The organism is Mycobacterium sp. NGS62, assembly GCF_059812285.1.
In genome coordinates, this window is the sequence record NZ_JCALCK010000002.1 from 220632 (window position 1) to 241854 (window position 21223).

Consider the following 21223-nt stretch of genomic DNA (forward strand, 5'->3'; position numbering starts at 1 on the left):
CTAAGTGAGTACTTGGGAGCGGTCAATGCCACCAATGCCGACCCGAGAGCGGCTGGTCACCGAGGCAATGCGGCTCTTCGGCGAGCAGGGATATAACGCCACCAGCGTCGCGCAGATCGAAGCCGCCGCCGGCCTGGCGCCGGGCTCGGGAGCCCTCTACCACCACTTCAAATCGAAGGAGGCGCTCCTGGACGCCGGCATTGACCGGCAGTTGGACCGCCGCCGTGCGATGCGCGATATGCGCGCACTTTTCGCTGGCCTAGGCGACTTGCGGAGCGAACTTACGATGCTGGGCCGATACGTGCTGGCCGTGCTCGACGAAGAAACGCCACTCCTCCAGATCGCCTCTCGCATCCCATCGGGTCAGTCGGCCCGACTCACGGACGCCTATGCAGCATTGTTCGACGGGCTATATGCCGAACTTGCTGATTGGGTCACCGGATGGATCCCAGCGATTAGCCAACAGGATGCCGCGGCCATCGCCACGGTCGGGGTCAACGCGCTCCATGGCAAACGGGCGACGAGCACTGTGTTTCACAAGCGAAGAACAGCCATGCCCGACGAGCAATACATTGCGGAGTGGACAGCGATGCTCGGCAGCCGGATCGATTCGCTGCGGCAGTAGCGGCTGGCGTGCCAGGATGAGATCAGCCCATGCCGCAAACGCGGCAGGCAACCGGGTCGAGTGGTGTGCCGATGCCCGTGATCGACAAGGCGACAGGCCGCGTCGTCGCTGTGATCGTGCTCTTGATCGTCGGGGCTGCGGCGTTGCGCGGATACCTGCCCGGCGTCGAACGTGCGCCGCGGCACGAACCTCCGCGCAGCTCCGCCTCGTTGGTGTATGTGGTGGCATTGCTGGCTATCTCGCTGGTGATCGTCGGCGCGGCCGTCATCGCCCGACTCCGTGATCCGCGCACACCGGCTACCAGTGCCGGCAATCTGCCGGAACGTTTCGGCGGCGGTGTCGGACGGCCAGGCTGGCGGGTATTGCTGGTCGGAGCCGCGGTGCTCGTCGGGTGGCTGCTGCTGGTGTTGCTGCTGACGCGGTTTTTCGTGCCACACGAAGTTGGGCAATTCCCGGACGGAACCGCCCCGAACACCCAGCCGCCGACCGGTGACACTGTGCCGCCACCTGAGCAGCCGCGGAATCCGGACACTGAGCGCGACGTGCTGGGTTACCTCGTCGCGAGCACGGTGGCGTTTCTGGTGTTACTCGTCGCGGGTGGGGTCGTCGCTGCCCGCCGCCGGCGCAGCACCGAACCGCGCATCGCCCCCGCCGAATCGGATGAGTCGCCCGCTTCCACCGCAGCCTCCGAAACACTTGTCCGCGCAGCGGAAGTCGGCCTTGTGGAAGTCGGCGACCTGAGCCGCGAGGCGCGGGAAGCGATCATCGCGTGTTACGCGGCGATGGAGCGCGAACTGGCCAAGGTGCCCGACGCCGCGCCGCAGGAATTCGACACTCCAACCGAAGTGCTGGCCCGGGCCGTCGAACATCATGCGTTGCATGCCGATAACGCTGCCCAACTGGTCAAGCTGTTCGCCGAGGCGCGGTTCAGTCCCCATGTGATGAACGAGAGCCATCGCCAGACCGCGGTAGACGTGCTGCAGTTGGTTCTCGCCGAATTGCGGAGCCTGGTATGAAACGCGTGGCGATCTTGAGTGTGTGCGTTGTTGTCGCCGTAGAGGCGGCGATGTTGGTGTTGCCCGATCGTCGACTCGTGCTGTGGACGTCCGGACTGGCGGTGGCGTTGGCGGTGGTCAATATTCGCCGGTTCGTCGGTCATCAGGACGAGCCGACGCGCGTCGCCACCGGCAATGAGTTGGGGGAGTCGTTGCGTAGTTGGCTGACCCGTACCGAGACACTGATTCGCTGGTCGGAATCCAACCGGGCCGACTGGGATCGGCATCTGCGTCCGATACTGGCCCGGCGGTTCGCCATTGCTACCGGGCAGAAGCAGTCCAAAGACCCGGCGGCGTTTTCTACAACCGGGCGAATGCTTTTGGGCCCGCAGCTGTGGGCATGGGTGGATCCCAACAACGTCGCGCAGTCCGGCGGCAAAGAACCGGGCCCCGGCCGGACGGCGCTCGAGGAAATTCTGCAACGGTTGGAGCAGGTATGACTGGAGGCGCGGCGGGGCCCGCCGAGGTGACTACTGCCCGCTGCGAGGCGGTGCTCGACGAAATCGAGCGTGTGGTGGTCGGGAAGCGTTCCGCCCTGACCCTGATCCTCACTACGGTGCTGGCCCGCGGTCATGTGCTCATCGAGGACCTCCCCGGTCTGGGCAAGACGCTGATCGCGCGATCGTTCGCCGCGGCGCTGGGGCTTGGCTTCACTCGCGTCCAGTTCACGCCCGATCTGCTGCCGGCCGATTTACTTGGCTCGACCGTCTACGACATGCAGTCGGGGCGCTTCGAGTTCCGTTCCGGACCGATTTTCACCAATCTGCTGCTGGCCGACGAGATCAACCGGACGCCGCCCAAGACCCAGGCGGCGTTGTTGGAGGCGATGGCCGAAAACCAGGTCAGCATCGACGGGCAAACGCACCGGCTCCCAACACCGTTCATCGTGTTGGCCACCGACAACCCGATCGAATACGAGGGCACCTACCCGTTGCCGGAGGCGCAGCTGGACCGGTTCGCGGTTCGCCTCGAACTGCGCTACCTCTCCGAGCGCGACGAGACGTCGATGCTGCGCCGGCGACTGGAGCGTGGCTCGGCCGAACCGGCGGTGAACCAGGTTGTCGACGCGCACGATCTGCTGGCGATGCGGGAATCGGTGGAGCAGGTGAGTGTGCATGAAGACGTTCTGCACTATGTGGTCTCGCTGGCCGCCGCGACTCGCCACCATCCGCAGGTCGCGGTCGGTGCCAGCCCCCGCGCCGAACTCGACTTGGTGCAGCTCGCACGTGCCCGCGCCTTGCTGCTCGGACGGGATTACGTGATTCCCGAAGACATCAAAGCACTCGCCGTCCCGGCTGTGGCGCACCGGATCACGCTGCGCCCGGAGATGTGGGTGCGGCGGATCCAGGGGTCAGACGTCGTAGAAGAATTGTTGCGCCGCTTGCCGGTTCCGCGCGCGCGCGGTGCAGCGACGTGACCCAAAGCCGGGAGGTCACCTTACGTTGGCGCGCATCGGCGCTGACGAGGGCGGTGGCCACCTGCGCGGGCGCGGCTTTGGTGGCGGCGCTGGTCGCGTCGCAGTGGCAGCTGCTGGCGTTCGCCGCGCCGCTGTTGGGCGTGTTGTGTTCGATCGGCTGGCAGCGGCAGCTGCCCAAGGTTCGGGTGCACGCCGAACCTGGCTCGCTACGCTGCTTCGAGTCCGAGCAGACGCAACTGAGCGTGACTGCGATCATCGAAAGCCCTGGTGTGGCAGTAGGTCTCACGGTGTCGGCGGTCGACGGCATGCAACTCGCGGTGCTCGACCGGCCCTCTGCTCAGCGACAAACCGTCGCTGCTACCGCCGACCGCTGGGGTCGCTACCCGATCCGGGCCACGGTCGACGTCGTCGCGCATGGCGGGTTACTGTTCGGGTCCGCCACCGCAGATGCCGCCCACGTCAACGTGTTTCCGATAACGCCCCCGCAGCCCACGGCACTCCCGCAGACCGAACTGCTCGATCGCCTGGGCACCCATCTCACTCGGCACATCGGCCGCGGTGTCGAATACGCCGATATTCGCGCATACGTGCCCGGTGACCAGTTGCGCACGGTGAACTGGCCGGTGAGCGCGCGACGCGGCAGCCTGCATGTGACCGAACGGCTGACCGATCGGGCTGCCGACGTGGTAGTGCTCGTCGACACTTATCAGCAGCCGCCGGGCCCGGCGACAGAAGCTACCGAGCGCACTGTGCGAGGCGCCGCTCAGGTGGTGCAGACTGCGCTGCGCAACGGCGATCGCACCGGCATCGTGGCGCTCGGTGGGCGCCGGCCGCGGTGGCTGGGCGCCGACATCGGCCAGCGCCAATTCTATCGGGTGCTCGACACGGTGCTTGGCGAAGGCGATGAATTCGAAACCACCACCGGCACTCTCGCACCCCGCGCCGCTGTCCCACCGGGCGCGATCGTCGTCGCATTCTCCACCTTGCTGGACACCGAGTTCGCGCTGGCGTTGATCGACTTGCGGAAGCGTGGTCACGTCGTGGTGGCCGTCGACGTCCTGCAGGGTTCGCCGTTTGAGGATCGGCAGGATCCGCTGATTGGCCGATTGTGGACCTTGCAGCGGTCGGCCATGTATCGCGACATGGCCACCATCGGTGTCGACGTGGTGGCGTGGCAGGCCGATCACACCTTGGACCAATCGATGCGTGCGGTTCCCGACCATCGGCGCCCGGTGTCGGGGCGACGATGATCGCGCGCGCATTGTCGGTCGCCTGCGGGCTGCTGATGGTGGCAGCTGTCGGGATAGGCTCGCAGGGCGGCACATTCGTCGTCACGCTCCTTGCTCTGGTTGCAGTGGTTGCCGGAACACTGGTTCGACCGGCCGCCACGCTGGCGGTGCTGCTGACCGTGATAGCCATCATGTTGTCCAATCCTGGGCCCACGCTGGCCGCGGTGTCCGGGCTGGCCGCAGCGGCCTATCTGCTGCTGCGACACGCCGTCAGTACGGGCACCGGGCTCGATACCGTCAGCGGGTCGGCTCTGATTGGGGCCGTTGGTTTCACGTTGGTCGGATTGGTCGCGACCGCGTTTCCCTTGCAACTGCCGTGGCTGCCGTTGGCGGCGCCGCTGGCCATCCTGGCGATCTACCTGGTAGCGATCCGGCCATTCACCATTGATCCGGCGCCGGTGGGTCAGGGTCGCCCCGCAGAAGTTCCGCCGGAAGATGGGCATGGTTGATTTCGGCCGGCCTGTGGTTGAAACCCAACTGTGGATAAGTCCCCGAGGGACTACCGACGGATCTGCCGGCGGTTGCGCTCGCTGATCTCGGCGTAGCGGGCACCGAGATCGGTGGTGTCCGACAGTGCACCGGAGATCGCTTGCTCGGCAGCCAGCGCGGCATCGGTCACTGCGGCCGATCCTCTAAGGTAGATCTCCTTGAGCCCGGCCATGATCGGCGCAGGCACCTCGGCGATCTGGCCGGCCAACTCGACCGCCCGAGACAGCAACCGTGCATGCGAGACGACCTCGGTCACCAGCCCGATCTGTTCGGCACGTCCGGCGTCGACGACCTCGCCGGTCATCGACAGCCGATGCGCCATCGCCACGCCGACCAACTGCGGCAGCCGCGCCGTCATCCCGCCGCCCGGCAGAATACCCACCCGTGCATGGGTATCGGCGAACACCGCGCGCTCCGAGGCGATCAGGAAATCGCAGCCCAGCGCCATCTCCAGTCCACCGGTGAACACTGGGCCGTTGATCGCGCCGACAACCGGCGTGGCCATCTGGGCCACCCGGGTGATGCAGTTATGTGACTGGTACCGCTCGAAATACGCCGAGCCCTCCCGCTGCGCCTGCTTCAAGTCGACACCGGCGCAAAACGCCGGATCGGTACCGGTGAGGACGACCGCGCGCACCGACGCGTCGGCATCGGCCTCGCACAAAGCGTTGTACAACGCTTCAATCAACCCGCTGTTCAACGCGTTTCGCGCCTCGGGACGGTTCAGCGTCAACACCCGTACCGGGCCGGCGTCGTCGACGAGGACCACCTGCCGAGTAGTCATGGTCATCTGACGAACTGGGTCGCTTGATCCACTAGGTCGAACAACGGCTGAGGGATGATCCCCAGGACGACGGTGACCGCCGCGCAGACCGCGATGGCGGCCTTGCTCAACACGCCCGGCACCACGACATGCGGTGTGTCAGGGGATGGCTCGGTGAAGAACATCAACAGGATCACCCGCACGTAAAAGTACGCTGCGACACCGCTGGCGATCACGCCGATGACTACCAGCGGTACCGCACCGCCCTCGGCGGCGGCCTTGAACACGGCGAACTTGCTGACGAAGCCGCTGGTCAACGGAATGCCCGCGAATGCCAGCAAGAACATCGAAAACATCACACCGACAATGGGGGAACGCCTTCCCAGCCCCGCCCATCGCGACATGTCGGCGTCCTCGCGGCCGTCGGTGCTGCGGACCAGGCCCAGGATGGCGAATGCGCCGACCGTCGAGAAGCTGTAGGCGATCAGGTAGAAGATCGTCGACGAGACACCGGCCGGGATGTCGGCGATCACCCCGGTAAGCACGAAGCCGACATGGGCGACCGACGAATACGCCAGCATGCGCTTGACATCGGTCTGGTTCACCGCAGTGATGGTCCCCACCACCATGGTCAGAATCGAGATCGTCCATAACACCGGCCGCCACTCCATATGCACTGGCGGCAGCGCGACATAGACCACGCGTAACAGTGCGCCGAACGCGGCGACTTTGGTTGCCGCGGCCATGAATCCGGTGATCGGCGTCGGAGCTCCGACGTAGACGTCCGGGATCCAGGAGTGGAACGGAACGGCACCGACCTTGAACAGCAGTCCGACCGCCAACAAGGCGACGCCGATCAACGTCAACGAATCAATACCGCGCGCGGCCAATTCATCCCGGATGCCGGGTATGGCCAGTGTGCCGGTCGCGCCGTAGAGCAATGCCGCGCCGTAGAGGAAGAATGCCGACGAGAACGCTCCGAGCAAGAAATACTTCATCGCCGCCTCTTGAGACAGCAGCCGACGGTGCCTGGCCAGCCCGCACAGCAGGTACAGCGGCAGCGACAGGACTTCCAGCGCGATGAACATTGTCAGCAGGTCGTTGGCGGCGGGGAAGACCATCATTCCGCCGACGCTCAGCATGGTCAGCGGGAAGACCTCGGTCTGGGTAACCCCGAGCCGTACCGCATCCTGTTCGCCCTTGCTGCCGGGGATCGCGGATGCTTGCGGCGTAAAGGAATCCAGCCCGGTGGCATGTTCGGCGACCCGTGCACCCGTAGCGCTGTCGGCGACGTCGCCGGTAACTACGGCGGCGGCACCGGGTCCTGCGGCATTGAGTACTAGAGCACGTTCGCCGATGAAGATGACCGCCATGATCGCGACCAGGACCACTGTGCCCTGCAAGACCAACGCCGGGCGGTCGACGCCGACCGCCCCCACCAGGGCGCTTCGACCCGCCACCGGGCTGTTGGCGGCGACCACGATGATCGCGACGAACGCGGCGACCAATCCGCCGAGGGCCAGCGTCATCTGCGCGCCGTAGCGGAATCGCCGCGGCAGGAACGCCTCTACCAGAACGCCGGTCACCCCAACGCCGAAGACGATCAACATCGGTAACAACAGGGAGTATTCGACGCTGGGCGTGTTCATCGTGCCGGTCCTTCCGCATTATGCGGCGCGGGATCGTACTGTCCGATCGTGGTCATCGTGTGCCCGACCGCCGGGTTGATGATGTCCAGCACCGGTTTGGGGTAGAACCCGAGGAACAACAACAGCGCAATGAGCGGGGCGACGACCACGACCTCGCGGGGCACCAGGTCACGAATCCGTTCGTTGCCCTGTGTGACCGGCCCGGTCATCACGCGCTGGTAGAGCCACAACATGTAGATCGACGAGAGCACCAGCGCGGTGGTGCCGAACACCGCCGCCAGCCAGTATCTGTTGAATGTGCCCAGCAGGACCAGGAATTCGCTGATGAACGGTGCCAGTCCGGGTAGCGACAGGGTGGCCATCGCGGCGACCAGGAAGGTCCCGGCCAGCACCGGGGCCACCTTCTGCACACCTCCGAAGGCGCTGATCGACCGGGTGCCGCGCCGAGAGATCAGGAACCCCGCGATCAGGAATACCGCTGCGGTGGACAGCCCGTGGTTGACCATGTAGAGCGTCGATCCGCTCTGGCCCTGGCTGGTCATCACGAAGATACCCAGGATGATGAACCCGAAGTGCGAGATCGACGTGTAGGCGATCAGCCGCATGATGTCGGACTGGCCGATCGCCACCATCGCGCCGTAGACCACACCGATGACTGCCAGTACTACGATCAACGGCCGGAAATATGTTGAGGCGTCGGGGAACAACTGCAGGCAGTAGCGCAGCATCCCGAAGGTACCGACCTTGTCCATCACCGCCATCATCAGCACCGCGCTCGCCGGCGTGGCCTCTACTGCAGCGTCGGGCAGCCACCGGTGAAACGGCCACAGCGGTGCCTTGATCGCGAAGGCGAACATGAAGCCGCCGAACAGCGCTTTGAGTACCAATGGATCGACGTTCGTCGAACCCGGCGAGAATATGTGCACGACTTCCCGGAAATCGAACGTGCCCGTACCGTGCTGCGCGGTCACTACGTACACCCCGATCACCGCAGCCAACATGATCAGGCCGCCGAACAGGTTGTACAGCAGGAATTTCAATGCCGCACGGGAGCGGTTTTCGCCGTTGCCGAAGCCACCGATCAAAAAATACATCGGGACGAGCATCGCCTCGAAGAACACATAGAACAGCAACACGTCCAGTGAGATCAGCGAAATCAGCACCATCGACTCGACGGTCAGCGTCAGCGCCACATAGGCGTGCACGCCGCGGGTGCGTTCGCCGCCGTCGTTCCAGCCGGCCAAAATCAGCAGCGGCACCAGCACCGCGGTGAGCAGCACCAGCACTATGGCGATACCGTCGACGCCCAGGGTGTAGCCGGCGCCGAATGCCGGGATCCAGGAATGGGACTCGACGAATTGATAGGTTTCGCCACCGGTCTCGAAACCCGCGGTGACCACGATCGCCAGCGCAAGCACCAGCAGGCTGACGACCAGGCCCGCCCACTTGGCCAGCCGCGGCGATGCGGCCGGCAGCAGGATCACCAGTACCGCACCGGCGATCGGCACCAGCCACAGCACGCTCAGCCAGGGAAAGGTGTTCACAGCTGCACCGCCAGGATCACTGCGACGACCAGAACCGCGCCCGCGAGCATCGTCAGCGCGTAGCTTCGGGCGAAGCCGGTCTGCACACCGCGTAGCCGATCCGACATTCGGCTCACCCCGGTCGCCAGCGTGGCGACCGTTCCGTCGACGCCTCTGTCGTCGGTCTCGACCAGCGCGTGCGCGAGTTGCCCACCGGGCCGCATGAACACCTCCTCGTTGAAGGCGTCGCCGTACAGGTCGTTGCGCGCGGCGACCGTGAGCGCGGACACATCGGTGGGTGCGATTTCGGGCACCGGTCGGGTTGCGTACATCCGGTAAGCCACGAAGACGCCCACCAGCACCACGGCCAGAGTCACCACGGCGCTGACCCATGCCGGGATGGCATGTGCGGCTTCATGGTTACCGGCGATCGGTTCGACGACCGGCGCGAGCCAGTGCTGCAGGGTGCCGCCGATCGCCAGCAGACCGCCGGAGAACACTGCGCCGACCGCGAGCACGATCATCGGCCATGTCATCACCCGAGGCGCTTCGTGCGGATGCTGGAGTGCGCGTTCCGCGGTCACCTCGCTCTGCTCCGTGGCCCAACGCTTTTCGCCGTGGAAGGTCAGCACCATTACCCGGGTCATGTAGAACGCGGTGATGCCGGCGCCCAGCACCGCCGCGGCCGCAAGGATCCCGCCCTGTACTCCGCCGGTGCCCAGCGCGGCCTCGATGATCGCGTCTTTGGAGTAGAAGCCGGCGAACGGCGGTATCCCGATGATCGCCAGATAGCAGAACCCGAACGTAGCGAACGTGACCGGCAGGAACGCGCGCAGGGCGCCATAGCGGCGCATGTCCTGCTCGTCGTTCATTCCGTGCATCACCGCGCCGGATCCGAGGAACAACCCGGCCTTGAAGAAGCCGTGGGTGAGCAGGTGCAGGATCGCGAACGCGTAGCCGGCTGCGCCCAGGCCGGCGGCCAGCACCATATATCCGATCTGGCTGATCGTCGACGCGGCCAGCGCGCGCTTGATGTCGTCCTTGGCACAGCCGATAATCGCCCCGAACAGCAGGGTCGCCGCGCCGACCACCACCACTGCGAGCCGGGCGTCGGGGGAAAGGTCGTAGAGCGGGCCGGACCGCACGATCAGATAAACACCGGCGGTCACCATGGTGGCGGCGTGGATCAACGCGGACACCGGGGTGGGGCCCTCCATGGCGTCGAACAACCACGCCTGCAGCGGCACCTGGGCCGACTTCGCGCATGCCCCCAGCAGCAGCAGCAATCCGATCGCGGTCAGCATGCCGCGCCCGGCGGTATCCGCCGCGGCGAACACGCCGTCGAATTGCAGGGTGCCGAAGCTGGCGAACATAGCGAACATGGCCAGCGACAGGCCGAAGTCACCGACGCGATTGCTCACGAACGCTTTCTTGCCCGCTGTGGCCGCCGACGGCTTTTGGTACCAGAAGCCGATCAGCAGGTAGGACGCCAGCCCGACGCCCTCCCAGCCGACGTAGAGGCCCAGGTAGTTGTCCGCGACCACCAGCAACAGCATCGCGGCGACAAACAGGTTCATGTACGCGAAAAACCGTCTGCGGTCGAGGTCTTCGGCCATGTAGCCGATCGAGTAGATGTGGATCAGCGAACCAACGCCGCTGATCAACAGCACGAAACAGATTGAGAGTTGGTCGATCTGCAGCCCGAAGTCGACTTGCAGGCCGGCGACCGGCACCCAGCTGAACAGGTTCGGATGGATGGTCCGCTCGGGCCCGGACCGACCGAGCATGTCGGTCAGCAGCACCAGACCCATCACGAACGACGTCAGGACGGTGGCGCAGCCCAGCAGGTGTCCCCATCGGTCGGTACGCCGGCCGCCGACCAGCAGGATCAACGCGCCCGCCGACGGCAGTGCCACCAGCAACCAGCTCAGATGTGTCATTGCTGTGCTTTCAGCCTTTGAGTAGGTTGACGTCGTCGACCGAGGCCGACTTGCGGGCACGGAAGATCGTCATGATGATGGCCAGGCCGACCACCACTTCGCATGCGGCGACGACCATTGTGAAGAACGCGACCATCTGGCCGTCGAGATGCCCATGCATGCGCGCGAAGGTGACGAACGCCAGGTTGACGGCATTAAGCATCAGCTCGATGCACATGAACATCACGATCGCGTTGCGTCGCAACAGCACACCGGCCGCGCCGATGGTGAACAGCAGCGCCGACAGATAGAGGTAGTTCTGCGGGTTCATGACCTACCGTTCCGCTCTGAGCTGTCAGGTGAACTGCCGGGCGACCGGGGGCCGGTGGCGTCGCCCGACGTGTCGACCTTGCGGTGCTGCAACACCGGCGACACCGAGAGCTTCGAGAAGGAGCCGTCAGGCAGTAGCGCGGCCACGTCGACTGCGTTGTGGCGGGCGTACACCCCGGGAGTCGGCAACGGTGTGGGATAGTGACCGTGCTGGAAACGCCGAATAGACAATTCCCGCTGAGTCATCCGGGGCTGCAACCGTTCCCGGTGCGCCAAGACCATCGCGGCGATCACCGCGGTGATCAGCAGCGCGCTGGTCAACTCGAACGCCCACAGGTAGCGCGAGAAGATCAGCGCGGCCAACCCTTCGACGTTGTGAGTCTTGTCGCGGGCCGACAACCCGGCGAAAGCCATTGTGGTTGACCCGATCCCGGCGATCAGCAAGATTCCGAATCCAACCCCGGCCACGACTGAGGCGATTCGCTGTCCGCGAAGCGTTTCCACCAGCGACTCCGCGGAATCGACGCCGATCAGCATCATCACGAACAGGAACAGCATCATCACCGCGCCGGTGTAGACGACGATCTGCACCACACCGAGAAACATTGCGTCTTGCACGAAGTAGAACACCGCCAAGATGAGCATTGTCATCGCCAGGAACATCGCGGAGTACACGGCTTTGGCGGCAATCACCACCCCCAGCGCGCCGATCACCGCGAGCGCTCCCAGGAACCAGAATGTCGCCGCCTCACCGGTGGAGGTGCGGACGAGGGTGTCGGCGGCCAGCAGTTCGGTGGTCAACGAGCTCATCAGGCTTTACCTTGCCTCGCCCTGTCGAGCAGGGCAAAGAGATCCGGATTGTCGCGCAGGCCGTCCGCGGTGACGTTTCCGAGGTAGTAGTCGGCCTGGGTGGCACCGTCCGGCATCGGGTGCGGCGGTGCGGTCATGTCGGGTTCCAGCGGTACCAGCAGCATGTCCCGGTCATAGATCAGATCGGCGCGGTTGTCGTCGGCCATTTCATACTGGTTGGTCATGGTCAAAGCCCGTGTCGGACAGGCCTCGACGCAATATCCGCAGCCGATGCAGCGCAGGTAGTTGATCTGATAGACGCGGCCGTAGCGCTCCCCGGGAGAGAACCGTTCCTCGTCGGTGTTGTCGGCGGCTTCCACATAGATCGCGTCGGCCGGGCAGGCCCAGGCGCACAACTCGCAGCCGATGCACTTCTCCAGGCCGTCTGGCCATCTGTTGAGTTGATGGCGACCGTGCCAGTGTGGCACCCGTTTCTTCTTCTCCGGATAGCCGTCGTTGATCGGCCGTTTGAACATCGTGGAGAGTGTGACGCCGAATCCGGCGAGGGCGTCTTTGAAGCTAGCCACCGGCATCCTCCTTGCTGACCCCGGTTGACGCCGGCTCGCGCGTGCGTAACGGCAGGGGTGGGGTCGGGAATCCTTCGCTCGGGACGGCCGTACTTACCGGCACCGTCTCCGATGCGCGAATATTCACCGCGCTGAACCGCCTATGCAGAAACACCAATAGCGCCAGCGTGGTGACCGTACTGATAATGGCCAAGACGATTTGCCAGTGCGGGTAGCCGTCGTTGCGGATGCTGCGCATCACCGCGGCGGCCATCACCCAGAGCAGCGCCACCGGAATGAGCATCTTCCAGCCCAGCGCCATGAACTGGTCGTAACGCAACCGCGGCAGGGTGGCGCGCAACCAGATGAAGATGAACAAAAAGCCCCACACCTTGATGGTGAACCAGAGCACCGGCCACCAGCCCTGGTTGGCGCCGTCCCACATGTTGAATGGGAATGGCGCGTGCCAGCCTCCGAAGAACAGCGTGACGGCCAGCGCAGAGACCGTGGTCATGTTGACGTACTCGCCCAGGAAGAACAACGCGAACTTCAGCGACGAGTATTCGGTGTGAAAGCCCCCGACCAGCTCGCCCTCGGCTTCGGGCAGATCGAATGGCGCCCGGTTGGTTTCACCGACCATCGAGGTGACGTAGACCAGGAGCGACGGCAGCAACAGAAACGCGAACCAAACCCGATCTTGGGCGGCAATGATGCCCGACGTCGACATTGTCCCGGCGTAAAGGAACACCGAAGCGAATGACAACCCCATCGCCACCTCGTAGGAGATCACCTGGGCGGTCGACCGTATCCCGCCCAGCAGCGGGTAGGTGGAGCCGGATGACCAGCCGGCCAAGATGATTCCGTACACCCCGATCGACGACATCGCCAGGATGAACAGCACCGCGACGGGGAGATCCGCCGTCTGCAACGGGGTGCGATGGCCCAACACGCTGACCTCGGGGCCGAACGGCATCACGACGAACGCGGTCATTGCCGGCACCACCGAGATAACTGGAGCCAGCAGGTAGACCACTCGATCGACGTCGGTGGGAGTGATGTCCTCCTTGAGGGCCAGCTTGATTCCGTCGGCCAGACTCTGCAGCCATCCCTTGGGGCCGACCCGGTTGGGGCCGGGCCGCATCTGCATGCGGCCCAAAACTTTTCGTTCGATGACGATCGCCAGGAGCACGGTCAGCACCAAGAACCCGAAAACGGCGATTGCCTTGGCGATGATCAGCCATAACGGGTCGTGGCCGAAGCCGTTCATGCGCTCGTTCCAATCCGCACCAGGGCGCCGGCGGTGACACCCAGCTGGGGGTGCAGCGCCGACCCGGCCGAGTTCATCGGCAGCCACACCACGCGCGGCGGCAGGTCGGTGATGTCCAGCGGCAGGCTGATCGACCCGCGCGAGGTGGTAACGCTGACCAGATCGCCGGCGGCCGCGCCAATCTCGGCCGCCGTGTCGGCCGACAGGCGCACCACCGGCTTGCGTGCGGTGCCGGCGAGGTTCGGTTCGCCGTCCTGCATCCGGCCGGCGTCCAGCAGCATTCGCCAGCTGGCCAGCACCGCTTCGCCGCGACCCGGGCCGGGGGGCTGGCCCGGCGGAACATCGGGACGGGCGATCCGCTCCCCAGCCCAGGCGCCGAGCCGCTGTAGTTCGTCGCGTGCCGCATCGACGGTGGGTAGCCCCAGCGCGACACCCATTTCGTCTGCGATCGAGTCGAGCACCCGCCCGTCGGCCAGCGCATTGCTATCACGCAGCGCGACGCCGAAGCGGCGGTGCCGGCCCTCCCAGTTCACGAATGTGCCTGACTTCTCCGCCGCGGGTGCGACCGGCAACACCACGTCGGCACGCTCGGTGACCTCGCTGTGCCGCAACTCCAGGCTGACCAGGAAATCCACCGCATCCAGAGCGGCCAGTGCGGCGCCGGGATCGATGAGGTCGCCCGGTTCGACTCCGCCGACCAGCAGTGCGCCTAACGTCCCGTCGGCGGCAGCGGCCAGGATCGCATCGGTGTCTCGGCCCGGAGTCGATGGCAGGTTGTCGACGTGCCAGTGTTCGCAGAGTTGTGACCGGGCGTCCTCGTCCTCCACTGGACGGCCACCGGGCAACAGCCCGCCCAGCGCACCGGCATCCAGTGCGCCGCGCTCGCCCGCGCGGCGGGGCACCCAGGCCAGCCGGGCCCCGGTGGCGTCGGCCAACCGAACCGCGGCCGACAGGGCGCCCGGTGACATCGCCATCCGCTCTCCGACCATGATCACCGCGCCGCGTTGCCGCAGCAGGTCGCCGATCTCTCCGTCGTGCAGTCCGTCCAGCACTTGCGCCTCGGCACCCGGCACGGCGGGTATCAGGGTTCCCAACATCTTCGCCACGGCGCGGTCGGCGAACGGCGCCACCGCGTAGACCCGGGTGTGGTGTTTGTTGACTGCCTTGCGCAACCGCAGGAAGACGATCGGCGACTCCTCCTCGGGTTCGAACCCGACCAGCAGGACGACCGGTGCGGCTTCCAAGTCGGTGTAGCTGACATCGATTGGCTGTCCGGCGACCCGAGCCGACAGGAAGGCCGCCTCTTCGGCCGAATGCGGGCGCGCACGAAAGTCGATGTCATTGCCGCCCAATGCGATTCGAGTGAATTTGGCGTAGGCGTAGGCGTCTTCGGTCGTCACTCGGCCGCCGACCAGGACGCCGGTGCGCCCCTGAGCGGCGGCCAGTCCACGCGCCGCCAGCACCAGCGCATTCGGCCATGCGGTGGGGACCAGTGTGCCGTCGGCATCGCGGACCAGCGGAGTGGTGATCCGGTCGCGTTGCCTGGCGTAGGTGAACGCCCACCGGCCCTTGTCGCAGTTCCACTCCTCGTTGACGTGCGCGTCGTCGCCGGCCATCCGGCGCATCACCTTGCCGCGGCGGTGGTCGGTGCGCTGCGCGCACCCCGACGCGCAGTGTTCGCACACGCTGGGGCTGGACACCAGGTCGAACGGTCGGGCCCGGAACCGGTAGGAGGCTCCGGTCAGCGCGCCCACCGGGCAGATCTGCACGGTGTTGCCGGAAAAGTAGGAATCGAACGGTTGGTCGGTGTAGATGCCGACCTGTTGCAGCGCACCGCGTTCAAGCATCTCGATGAAGACGTCACCGGCGATCTCGTTAGAGAACCGGGTGCAGCGCGCACACAGGATGCAGCGGTCGCGGTCCAGCAACACCTGCGATGAAATGTTGATCGGCTTGGGATACACCCGTTTGACTTCCTCGAAGCGAGTCTCGGGGCGTCCGTTGGTCATGGCCTGGTTCTGGAGTGGGCATTCGCCGCCCTTGTCGCACACCGGGCAATCCAGCGGATGGTTGATCAGCAGCAGCTCCATGACCATGTGTTGGGCCTTGTCGGCAACTTCCGAGGTGTGTTGAGTGCGCACCACCATGTCGTCGGTCGCTGCCACCGCACACGATGGTTGCGGCTTGCGCTGGCCCTCGACCTCGACAAGGCATTGCCGGCACCACGCCACCGGATCGAGCAGCGGGTGGTCGCAGAAACGTGGGATCTCGATGCCGATCTGCTCTGCTGCCCGAATGATCAACGTGCCCTTGGGGACTGTCAACTTCTGGTCATCGATGGTGAAGGTCACCATCTCGGGCCGCGGCTCATCAGCGCCGGCCGAAGTGTTGGCCGCCGACGTCACGCTGTTCCTCCCTCGGGTTCCCGCTGCGGCACGAAAATGCTCGCGTTCGGATCAAATGGGCAGCCGCCCTGCTCGACGTGTGCGATGTACTCGTCACGGAAGTATTGGATGGACGACTGCACTGGCATTGCTGCGCCATCTCCCAAGGCGCAGAACGACTTTCCGAATAACACGTCGGCGATGTCGAGCAAGGTGTCCAGGTCTTCGGGTGTGCCACGGCCGGTTTCCAGCCGCTCGTAGATCGGCACCAGCCAGTAGGTGCCCTCGCGGCACGGCGTGCACTTGCCGCAGGATTCGTGTTTGTAGAACTCCGACCAGCGCTGGGCTGCCCGCACGACACAGGTGGTCTCGTCGAAAATCTGCAGGGCTTTGGTGCCCAGCATCGATCCGGCCGACGCCATACCCTCGTAGTCCAGCGGGATGTCGAGGTGCTCGTCGGTCAGGATCGGTGTCGACGACCCGCCGGGCGTCCAGAATTTCAGCCGGTGCCCGGTGCGCACCCCGCCGGCGTACTCGAGCAACTCCCGCAGTGTGACGCCCAGCGGCGCCTCGTATTGGCCGGGGCGGTTGACGTGTCCGGACAGCGAATACAGCGTAAAGCCAGGGGATTTCTCAGTGCCCATCGAGCGGAACCAGTCGACGCCGTTGAGCAGGATCGGCGGCAGGCTGGCGATGGTTTCGACGTTGTTGACGACGGTCGGACTGCCGTACAGCCCGGCCACCGCCGGGAAAGGTGGCCGCAGCCGTGGCTGGCCGCGATAACCCTCCAGGGAGTCGATCAGCGCAGTCTCCTCGCCGCAGATATAGGCGCCCGCGCCGGCGTGCACCGTGACGTCGAGGTCATAGCCGGAACCTCCGATGTCGCGTCCCAGGAACCCGGCGGCGTAGGCCTCGGCCACCGCCGCCTGCATCCGCCGCAGCACCGGCAGCACCTCACCGCGCACATAGATGAACGCGTGACGGGCGCGGATCGCATAGCAGCAGATGATGACGCCCTCGATGAGGACATGCGGCGTCGCCAGCATCAGCGGCATGTCCTTGCACGTTCCGGGTTCGGACTCGTCGGCGTTGACGAGCAGATAGTGCGGCTTGGCGGCGGCGCCCTCGTCCCCCTGCGGGACGAACGACCACTTGCTTCCGGTCGAGAATCCCGCGCCGCCGCGCCCGCGGAGCCCAGAGTCCTTGACCTCTTTGATCACGGCGTCGGGCTCCATGGCGAGGGCCTTTTTCAGCCCGAGATAGCCGCCGTGGCGGCGGTAGGTCTCGATCGTCCACGACTCGGGTTCGTCCCAGTAGCGGCTCAACACTGGGGTGAGCTGGGTGGTCGTCATTGACCGCCTCCGTCGGGTGAATTATCCGGCTCGGGGGCCTGCATCCCGTTTTCCCGGGCGACCCGCAGCCCGGCCAACGTGGGCGCCCCGGGGCCGCCCTGGCCGTCGTCGGGGCGCTCGTCGGGGAAACCCGCCAGGATGCGCTCGGTCTCCCGGAAGCTGCACACCGGCAATCCGCGCGTGGGCCTGGGAGTTTCACCGGAGCGCAGCGCATCGACCAGCGCACGTGCCGATTCCGGTGTCTGGTTGTCGAAGAACTCCCAGTTGACCATCACCACCGGTGCGTAGTCGCAGGCGGCGTTGCATTCGACGTGTTGCAGGGTGATTGAACCGTCCGACGTGGTCTCGTCGTTGTCGATGCCCAGATGGTCTTTGAGCGCATCGAAGACGGCGTCGCCACCCATCACCGCACACAGCGTGTTGGTACAGACCCCCACCAGATACTGGCCGGTGGGGTCGCGCCGGTACATCGTGTAAAACGACGCTACCGCGGCGACATCGGCACCGGTCAGCCCAAGCTGATCTGCGCAGAACGACAGGCCGGCCGGGGTGAGGTAGGAGTCTTCGGCCTGCACCAGGTGCAGCAGCGGCAGGATCGCCGATCGGGGTTGCGGATAGCGGGCGATGATCTCCTTTGCTTCGGCTTCCAGTCGGGCCCGCACCTCGTCCGGATACGACCGCGGGGCGTCGGGGTCGCTCTCGAACTGGCCCGGCTCCTCCGGCGGGCGGCCGAGCTGGATGAAAACGCGCTCACCGTCGGTGCCCGCGGTCGGCGGCATCAGCTTCCCCCGCCCGGTCTTGTTAGGCGCCGTCACCGGTCGACTCCGCCCATGACCGGGTCGATGCTGGCGACCGAGGCGATCACGTCGGCGACCAATCCGCCCTCGCACATCGCAGCGACAGCCTGCAGATTGGTGAACGACGGATCCCGATAATGCACGCGATACGGTCGAGTGCCGCCGTCGCTGACCATGTGCACCCCCAACTCACCGCGCGGCGACTCCAGTGAGACGAAGACCTGCCCGGGCGGCACCCAGATGTCTTCGGTTACCCGCTTGAAATGGTGGATCAGACCTTCCATCGAGTGGCCCATGATCCACGCGATGTGTTCGGGGGAGTTGCCGAGCCCGTCCGGGCCCAGCTTCAGGTCGGCCGGCCAGGCGATCTTGCGGTCTTCGATCATGACTGGGCCACGCCCCAGCTTGCCAAGTTTATCCATGCACTGTTCTACGATCTTCAGTGATTCCTTCATCTCGTTGATGCGAATCAGGTAGCGGCCGTACGCATCACAGCCGTCGTCGGTGATCACGTCGAATTCATAATTCTCGTAGCCGCAGTACGGCTCCACGCGGCGCAAGTCATAAGGCAGTCCGGTGGAACGCAGGACCGGGCCGGTAATACCCAGCGCCATGCACCCGGCCAGGTCGAGATAGCCCACGCCCTTGGTGCGGGCCTTCCAGATGTAGTTCTCGGTGAGTAGGTCTTCGATGTCTTTGAGCCGTTTCGGCATCAGCTCGAGGAAGTCGCGGATTTGAGGGAACACTTCGTCCGGCAGGTCCTGCGACACCCCGCCAGGCCGGATGTATTGGTGGTTCATCCGCAAACCGGTGATCGTCTCGAAGATGTCGAGCACCAGTTCGCGTTCGCGGAACCCGAATAGCATCACGGTCAGCGCGCCCAGTTCCATGCCGCCGGTGGCTAACGCGACCAGATGCGACGAGATCCGGTTCAATTCCATCATCAGCACCCGAATCACGTTGACGCGCTCCGGGATCGCTTCGGTGATATCGAGCAGCTTCTCCACACCCAGGCAGAAGGCCACCTCATTGAAAAACGGCGACAGATAATCCATCCGGGTCACGAAGGTCGGACCCTGGGTCCAGTAACGGAATTCGAGGTTCTTCTCGATACCAGTGTGCAGATAGCCGATCCCGCAGCGAGTTTCGGTGACCGTTTCGCCCTCGAGCTCGAGGATCAAACGCAACACGCCGTGCGTCGACGGGTGTTGAGGCCCCATGTTGACGACGATGCGTTCGCCCGGATCCGCAGCTTTGGCTGCCTCGACGATCTGCTCCCAGTCCTGCCCGCCGACGCTCAGGACCGTCTCGGCAGTACCGTCCGTGCCGCGGGACGGGGTGGTGGGCTTGCTCATCAGGTGTATGCCCTCCGCTGGTTGGGCGGCGGGATCGTTGCACCCTTGTATTCGACTGGGATACCACCCAGGGGATAGTCCTTGCGCTGCGGATGGCCCTGCCAGTCGTCGGGCATCTCAATACGGGTCAGCGACGGGTGGCCATCGAAGATGATTCCGAAGAAGTCGTAGGTCTCACGCTCATGCCAGTCGGTGGTCGGATACACGCCGAACAGCGACGGGATATGGGGATCTGCATCGGGCACAACCACTTCCAGTCGGACACGCCGGTTGTGGGTGATCGACTTCAGCGGGTATACGGCATGCAACTCGCGGTCGGCGTCGTCCGGGTAGTGCACTCCACTCACGCCCAAGCTCAGTTCGAAGCGCAGGTCCGGCTCGTCGCGCAGCAACTGGGCGACGGCTGGCAGCAACTCCCGACGGACGTAGAGCGTCAGTTCGCCGCGAAACACCACGATGTTCTCGACGGCGTCGGCGGCCTCGATGCCGTCGCGCTCCAGAGCCTCGGTCAAGGTGTCGACGACCTCGTCGAAATATCCGCCGTAAGGTCGTTGGCTGCGGCCCGGCAACGCAACCTCGCGTACCAACCGCCCGTACCCGGAGGTGTCGCCGGTGCCGCGCGCACCGAACATGCCGCGGCGAACCTCGATCACCTCTCCAGCTTCGGCGTCGTGGTTGTTGCCCGGCTCGTTCACCGCAATAACCCCTTCATCTCCCAAGTCGACGGAGCCGACAGTGCGGCCTCTTCGGCCGCGGCGATCGCTTGCTCACGGTTGACGCCCATTGGCATCGCCTGAATCTTCTCGTGCAGCTTGAGCATTGCGTAGATCAACATCTCCGGCCGAGGCGGACAGCCCGGGAGGTAGATATCGACCGGGACGACGTGATCCACCCCCTGCACGATGGCGTAGTTGTTGAACATCCCCCCCGACGATGCGCATACGCCCATGGACAGCACCCATTTCGGCTCGACCATCTGGTCGTAGATCTGACGGAGAACCGGCGCCATCTTCTGGCTGACCCGGCCGGCCACAATCATCAGGTCCGCCTGCCGCGGCGACGCCCGGAACACCTCCATCCCGAACCGGGAGATGTCGTAATCCGGGGCCATCGACGACATCATCTCGATCGCGCAACACGCCAAACCGAAGGTCGCCGGCCACAACGAGCCCTTACGGAAATATCCGGCCAGAGACTCAACCGTCGACAGCAGAAAACCGCTGGGCACTTGCTCTTCCAGGCCCACTGCTACCTCAATCCCAATTCAGACCTCCGCGGCGCCAGACATACGCATAGGCGACGAGTACGACGACGACGAACAGCACCATCTCGACGAGTGCGAACAACCCCAGCGCGTCATAGCTGACGGCCCAGGGATAGAGAAAGACGATCTCGATGTCGAAAACGATGAACAGCATCGCGGTCAGGTAGTACTTCACCGGGAAACGCTGACCTGGCGCCGCATGTGGGCCGCTGACCGGCTGATCGATCGGTTCGATGCCGCACTCGTAGGCTTCCAGCTTGGCCCGGTTGTAGCGGGACGGGCCGGTCACTTTCGCGATCGCCACGGAGAACACCGCGAACCCCATCGCGATCGCGCCGAGTACCAGGATGGGTAGGTAGAGGTTCATCCTGCGTGACGCTCCCTCGTGGC

21 protein-coding genes are annotated in these 21223 nt (G+C 65.1%); 6 read left to right on the plus strand and 15 right to left on the minus strand.

What is annotated here, in order from left to right; translation table 11 throughout:
- Positions 1 to 25: 25 nt before the first annotated feature.
- The 6 genes from AC5Y49_RS05855 (at position 26) to AC5Y49_RS05880 (ending at position 4835) form a co-directional block, all read left to right on the plus strand.
- Positions 26 to 625 carry a TetR/AcrR family transcriptional regulator gene (locus AC5Y49_RS05855; RefSeq protein WP_499884847.1) on the plus strand — a complete coding sequence of 200 codons (600 nt, stop codon included), beginning with the start codon at positions 26 to 28 and terminating at the stop codon, positions 623 to 625.
- A gap of 71 nt (positions 626 to 696) precedes the next feature.
- Entirely contained in the window at positions 697 to 1641 is a 945-nt protein-coding gene (locus AC5Y49_RS05860; RefSeq protein WP_499884848.1) for a DUF4129 domain-containing protein, read from the plus strand.
- Positions 1638 to 2120: a hypothetical protein gene (locus AC5Y49_RS05865; protein WP_499884849.1), complete on the plus strand. Its 483-nt coding sequence runs from the start codon at positions 1638 to 1640 to the stop codon at positions 2118 to 2120. The genes AC5Y49_RS05860 and AC5Y49_RS05865 overlap by 4 nt, the downstream gene beginning before the upstream one ends.
- A complete protein-coding gene (locus AC5Y49_RS05870; protein ID WP_499884850.1) occupies positions 2117 to 3097 on the plus strand; it encodes an AAA family ATPase in 981 nt (326 codons plus the stop codon). The genes AC5Y49_RS05865 and AC5Y49_RS05870 overlap by 4 nt, the downstream gene beginning before the upstream one ends.
- Positions 3094 to 4347, plus strand: a complete 1254-nt coding sequence (locus tag AC5Y49_RS05875; RefSeq protein ID WP_499884851.1) for a DUF58 domain-containing protein — start codon at positions 3094 to 3096, stop codon at positions 4345 to 4347. The genes AC5Y49_RS05870 and AC5Y49_RS05875 overlap by 4 nt, the downstream gene beginning before the upstream one ends.
- Entirely contained in the window at positions 4344 to 4835 is a 492-nt protein-coding gene (locus AC5Y49_RS05880) for a hypothetical protein (protein ID WP_499884852.1), read from the plus strand. The genes AC5Y49_RS05875 and AC5Y49_RS05880 overlap by 4 nt, the downstream gene beginning before the upstream one ends.
- A 50-nt stretch (positions 4836 to 4885) precedes the next feature.
- Here AC5Y49_RS05880 and AC5Y49_RS05885 read toward each other — a convergent pair whose 3' ends face one another.
- From AC5Y49_RS05885 to AC5Y49_RS05955, 15 genes are read right to left on the minus strand one after another with little or no spacing between them, the layout of a single operon-like run.
- Positions 4886 to 5659: an enoyl-CoA hydratase gene (locus AC5Y49_RS05885; RefSeq protein ID WP_499886266.1), complete on the minus strand. Its 774-nt coding sequence runs from the start codon at positions 5657 to 5659 to the stop codon at positions 4886 to 4888.
- Positions 5660 to 5661: 2 nt separating this feature from the next.
- Positions 5662 to 7287 (minus strand): NADH-quinone oxidoreductase subunit NuoN, encoded by a 1626-nt coding sequence (nuoN, locus tag AC5Y49_RS05890; RefSeq protein ID WP_499884853.1) that lies wholly within the window; start codon positions 7285 to 7287, stop codon positions 5662 to 5664.
- Positions 7284 to 8831: an NADH-quinone oxidoreductase subunit M gene (locus AC5Y49_RS05895; protein ID WP_499884854.1), complete on the minus strand. Its 1548-nt coding sequence runs from the start codon at positions 8829 to 8831 to the stop codon at positions 7284 to 7286. The genes nuoN and AC5Y49_RS05895 overlap by 4 nt, the downstream gene beginning before the upstream one ends.
- Positions 8828 to 10750, minus strand: coding sequence for an NADH-quinone oxidoreductase subunit L (gene nuoL, locus AC5Y49_RS05900; protein WP_499884855.1), 1923 nt, complete (start codon positions 10748 to 10750; stop codon positions 8828 to 8830). The genes AC5Y49_RS05895 and nuoL overlap by 4 nt, the downstream gene beginning before the upstream one ends.
- 10 nt (positions 10751 to 10760) lie before the next feature.
- Positions 10761 to 11060, minus strand: coding sequence for an NADH-quinone oxidoreductase subunit NuoK (gene nuoK / locus AC5Y49_RS05905; protein ID WP_499884856.1), 300 nt, complete (start codon positions 11058 to 11060; stop codon positions 10761 to 10763).
- Positions 11057 to 11869 (minus strand): NADH-quinone oxidoreductase subunit J, encoded by an 813-nt coding sequence (locus tag AC5Y49_RS05910; protein ID WP_499884857.1) that lies wholly within the window; start codon positions 11867 to 11869, stop codon positions 11057 to 11059. The genes nuoK and AC5Y49_RS05910 overlap by 4 nt, the downstream gene beginning before the upstream one ends.
- Positions 11869 to 12435 carry an NADH-quinone oxidoreductase subunit NuoI gene (gene nuoI / locus AC5Y49_RS05915; RefSeq protein WP_499884858.1) on the minus strand — a complete coding sequence of 189 codons (567 nt, stop codon included), beginning with the start codon at positions 12433 to 12435 and terminating at the stop codon, positions 11869 to 11871. The genes AC5Y49_RS05910 and nuoI overlap by 1 nt, the downstream gene beginning before the upstream one ends.
- Entirely contained in the window at positions 12428 to 13681 is a 1254-nt protein-coding gene (nuoH, locus tag AC5Y49_RS05920) for an NADH-quinone oxidoreductase subunit NuoH (protein ID WP_499884859.1), read from the minus strand. Before nuoH ends, nuoI begins: the two co-directional genes overlap by 8 nt.
- Complete coding sequence (locus AC5Y49_RS05925) at positions 13678 to 16086, minus strand: NADH-quinone oxidoreductase subunit G (RefSeq protein ID WP_499884860.1); 2409 nt, start codon at positions 16084 to 16086, stop codon at positions 13678 to 13680. The genes nuoH and AC5Y49_RS05925 overlap by 4 nt, the downstream gene beginning before the upstream one ends.
- Entirely contained in the window at positions 16083 to 17417 is a 1335-nt protein-coding gene (gene nuoF / locus AC5Y49_RS05930) for an NADH-quinone oxidoreductase subunit NuoF (RefSeq protein ID WP_499884861.1), read from the minus strand. Before nuoF ends, AC5Y49_RS05925 begins: the two co-directional genes overlap by 4 nt.
- Positions 17414 to 18196 (minus strand): NADH-quinone oxidoreductase subunit NuoE, encoded by a 783-nt coding sequence (gene nuoE / locus AC5Y49_RS05935; RefSeq protein WP_499886268.1) that lies wholly within the window; start codon positions 18194 to 18196, stop codon positions 17414 to 17416. The genes nuoF and nuoE overlap by 4 nt, the downstream gene beginning before the upstream one ends.
- A 32-nt stretch (positions 18197 to 18228) precedes the next feature.
- Entirely contained in the window at positions 18229 to 19569 is a 1341-nt protein-coding gene (nuoD, locus tag AC5Y49_RS05940; protein ID WP_499884862.1) for an NADH dehydrogenase (quinone) subunit D, read from the minus strand.
- Positions 19569 to 20264, minus strand: coding sequence for an NADH-quinone oxidoreductase subunit C (locus tag AC5Y49_RS05945; RefSeq protein ID WP_499884863.1), 696 nt, complete (start codon positions 20262 to 20264; stop codon positions 19569 to 19571). The genes nuoD and AC5Y49_RS05945 overlap by 1 nt, the downstream gene beginning before the upstream one ends.
- Positions 20261 to 20815 (minus strand): NuoB/complex I 20 kDa subunit family protein, encoded by a 555-nt coding sequence (locus AC5Y49_RS05950; RefSeq protein WP_499884864.1) that lies wholly within the window; start codon positions 20813 to 20815, stop codon positions 20261 to 20263. The genes AC5Y49_RS05945 and AC5Y49_RS05950 overlap by 4 nt, the downstream gene beginning before the upstream one ends.
- 7 nt (positions 20816 to 20822) lie before the next feature.
- Positions 20823 to 21200, minus strand: a complete 378-nt coding sequence (locus AC5Y49_RS05955; protein ID WP_499884865.1) for an NADH-quinone oxidoreductase subunit A — start codon at positions 21198 to 21200, stop codon at positions 20823 to 20825.
- Between the last annotated feature and the right edge of the window lie 23 nt (positions 21201 to 21223).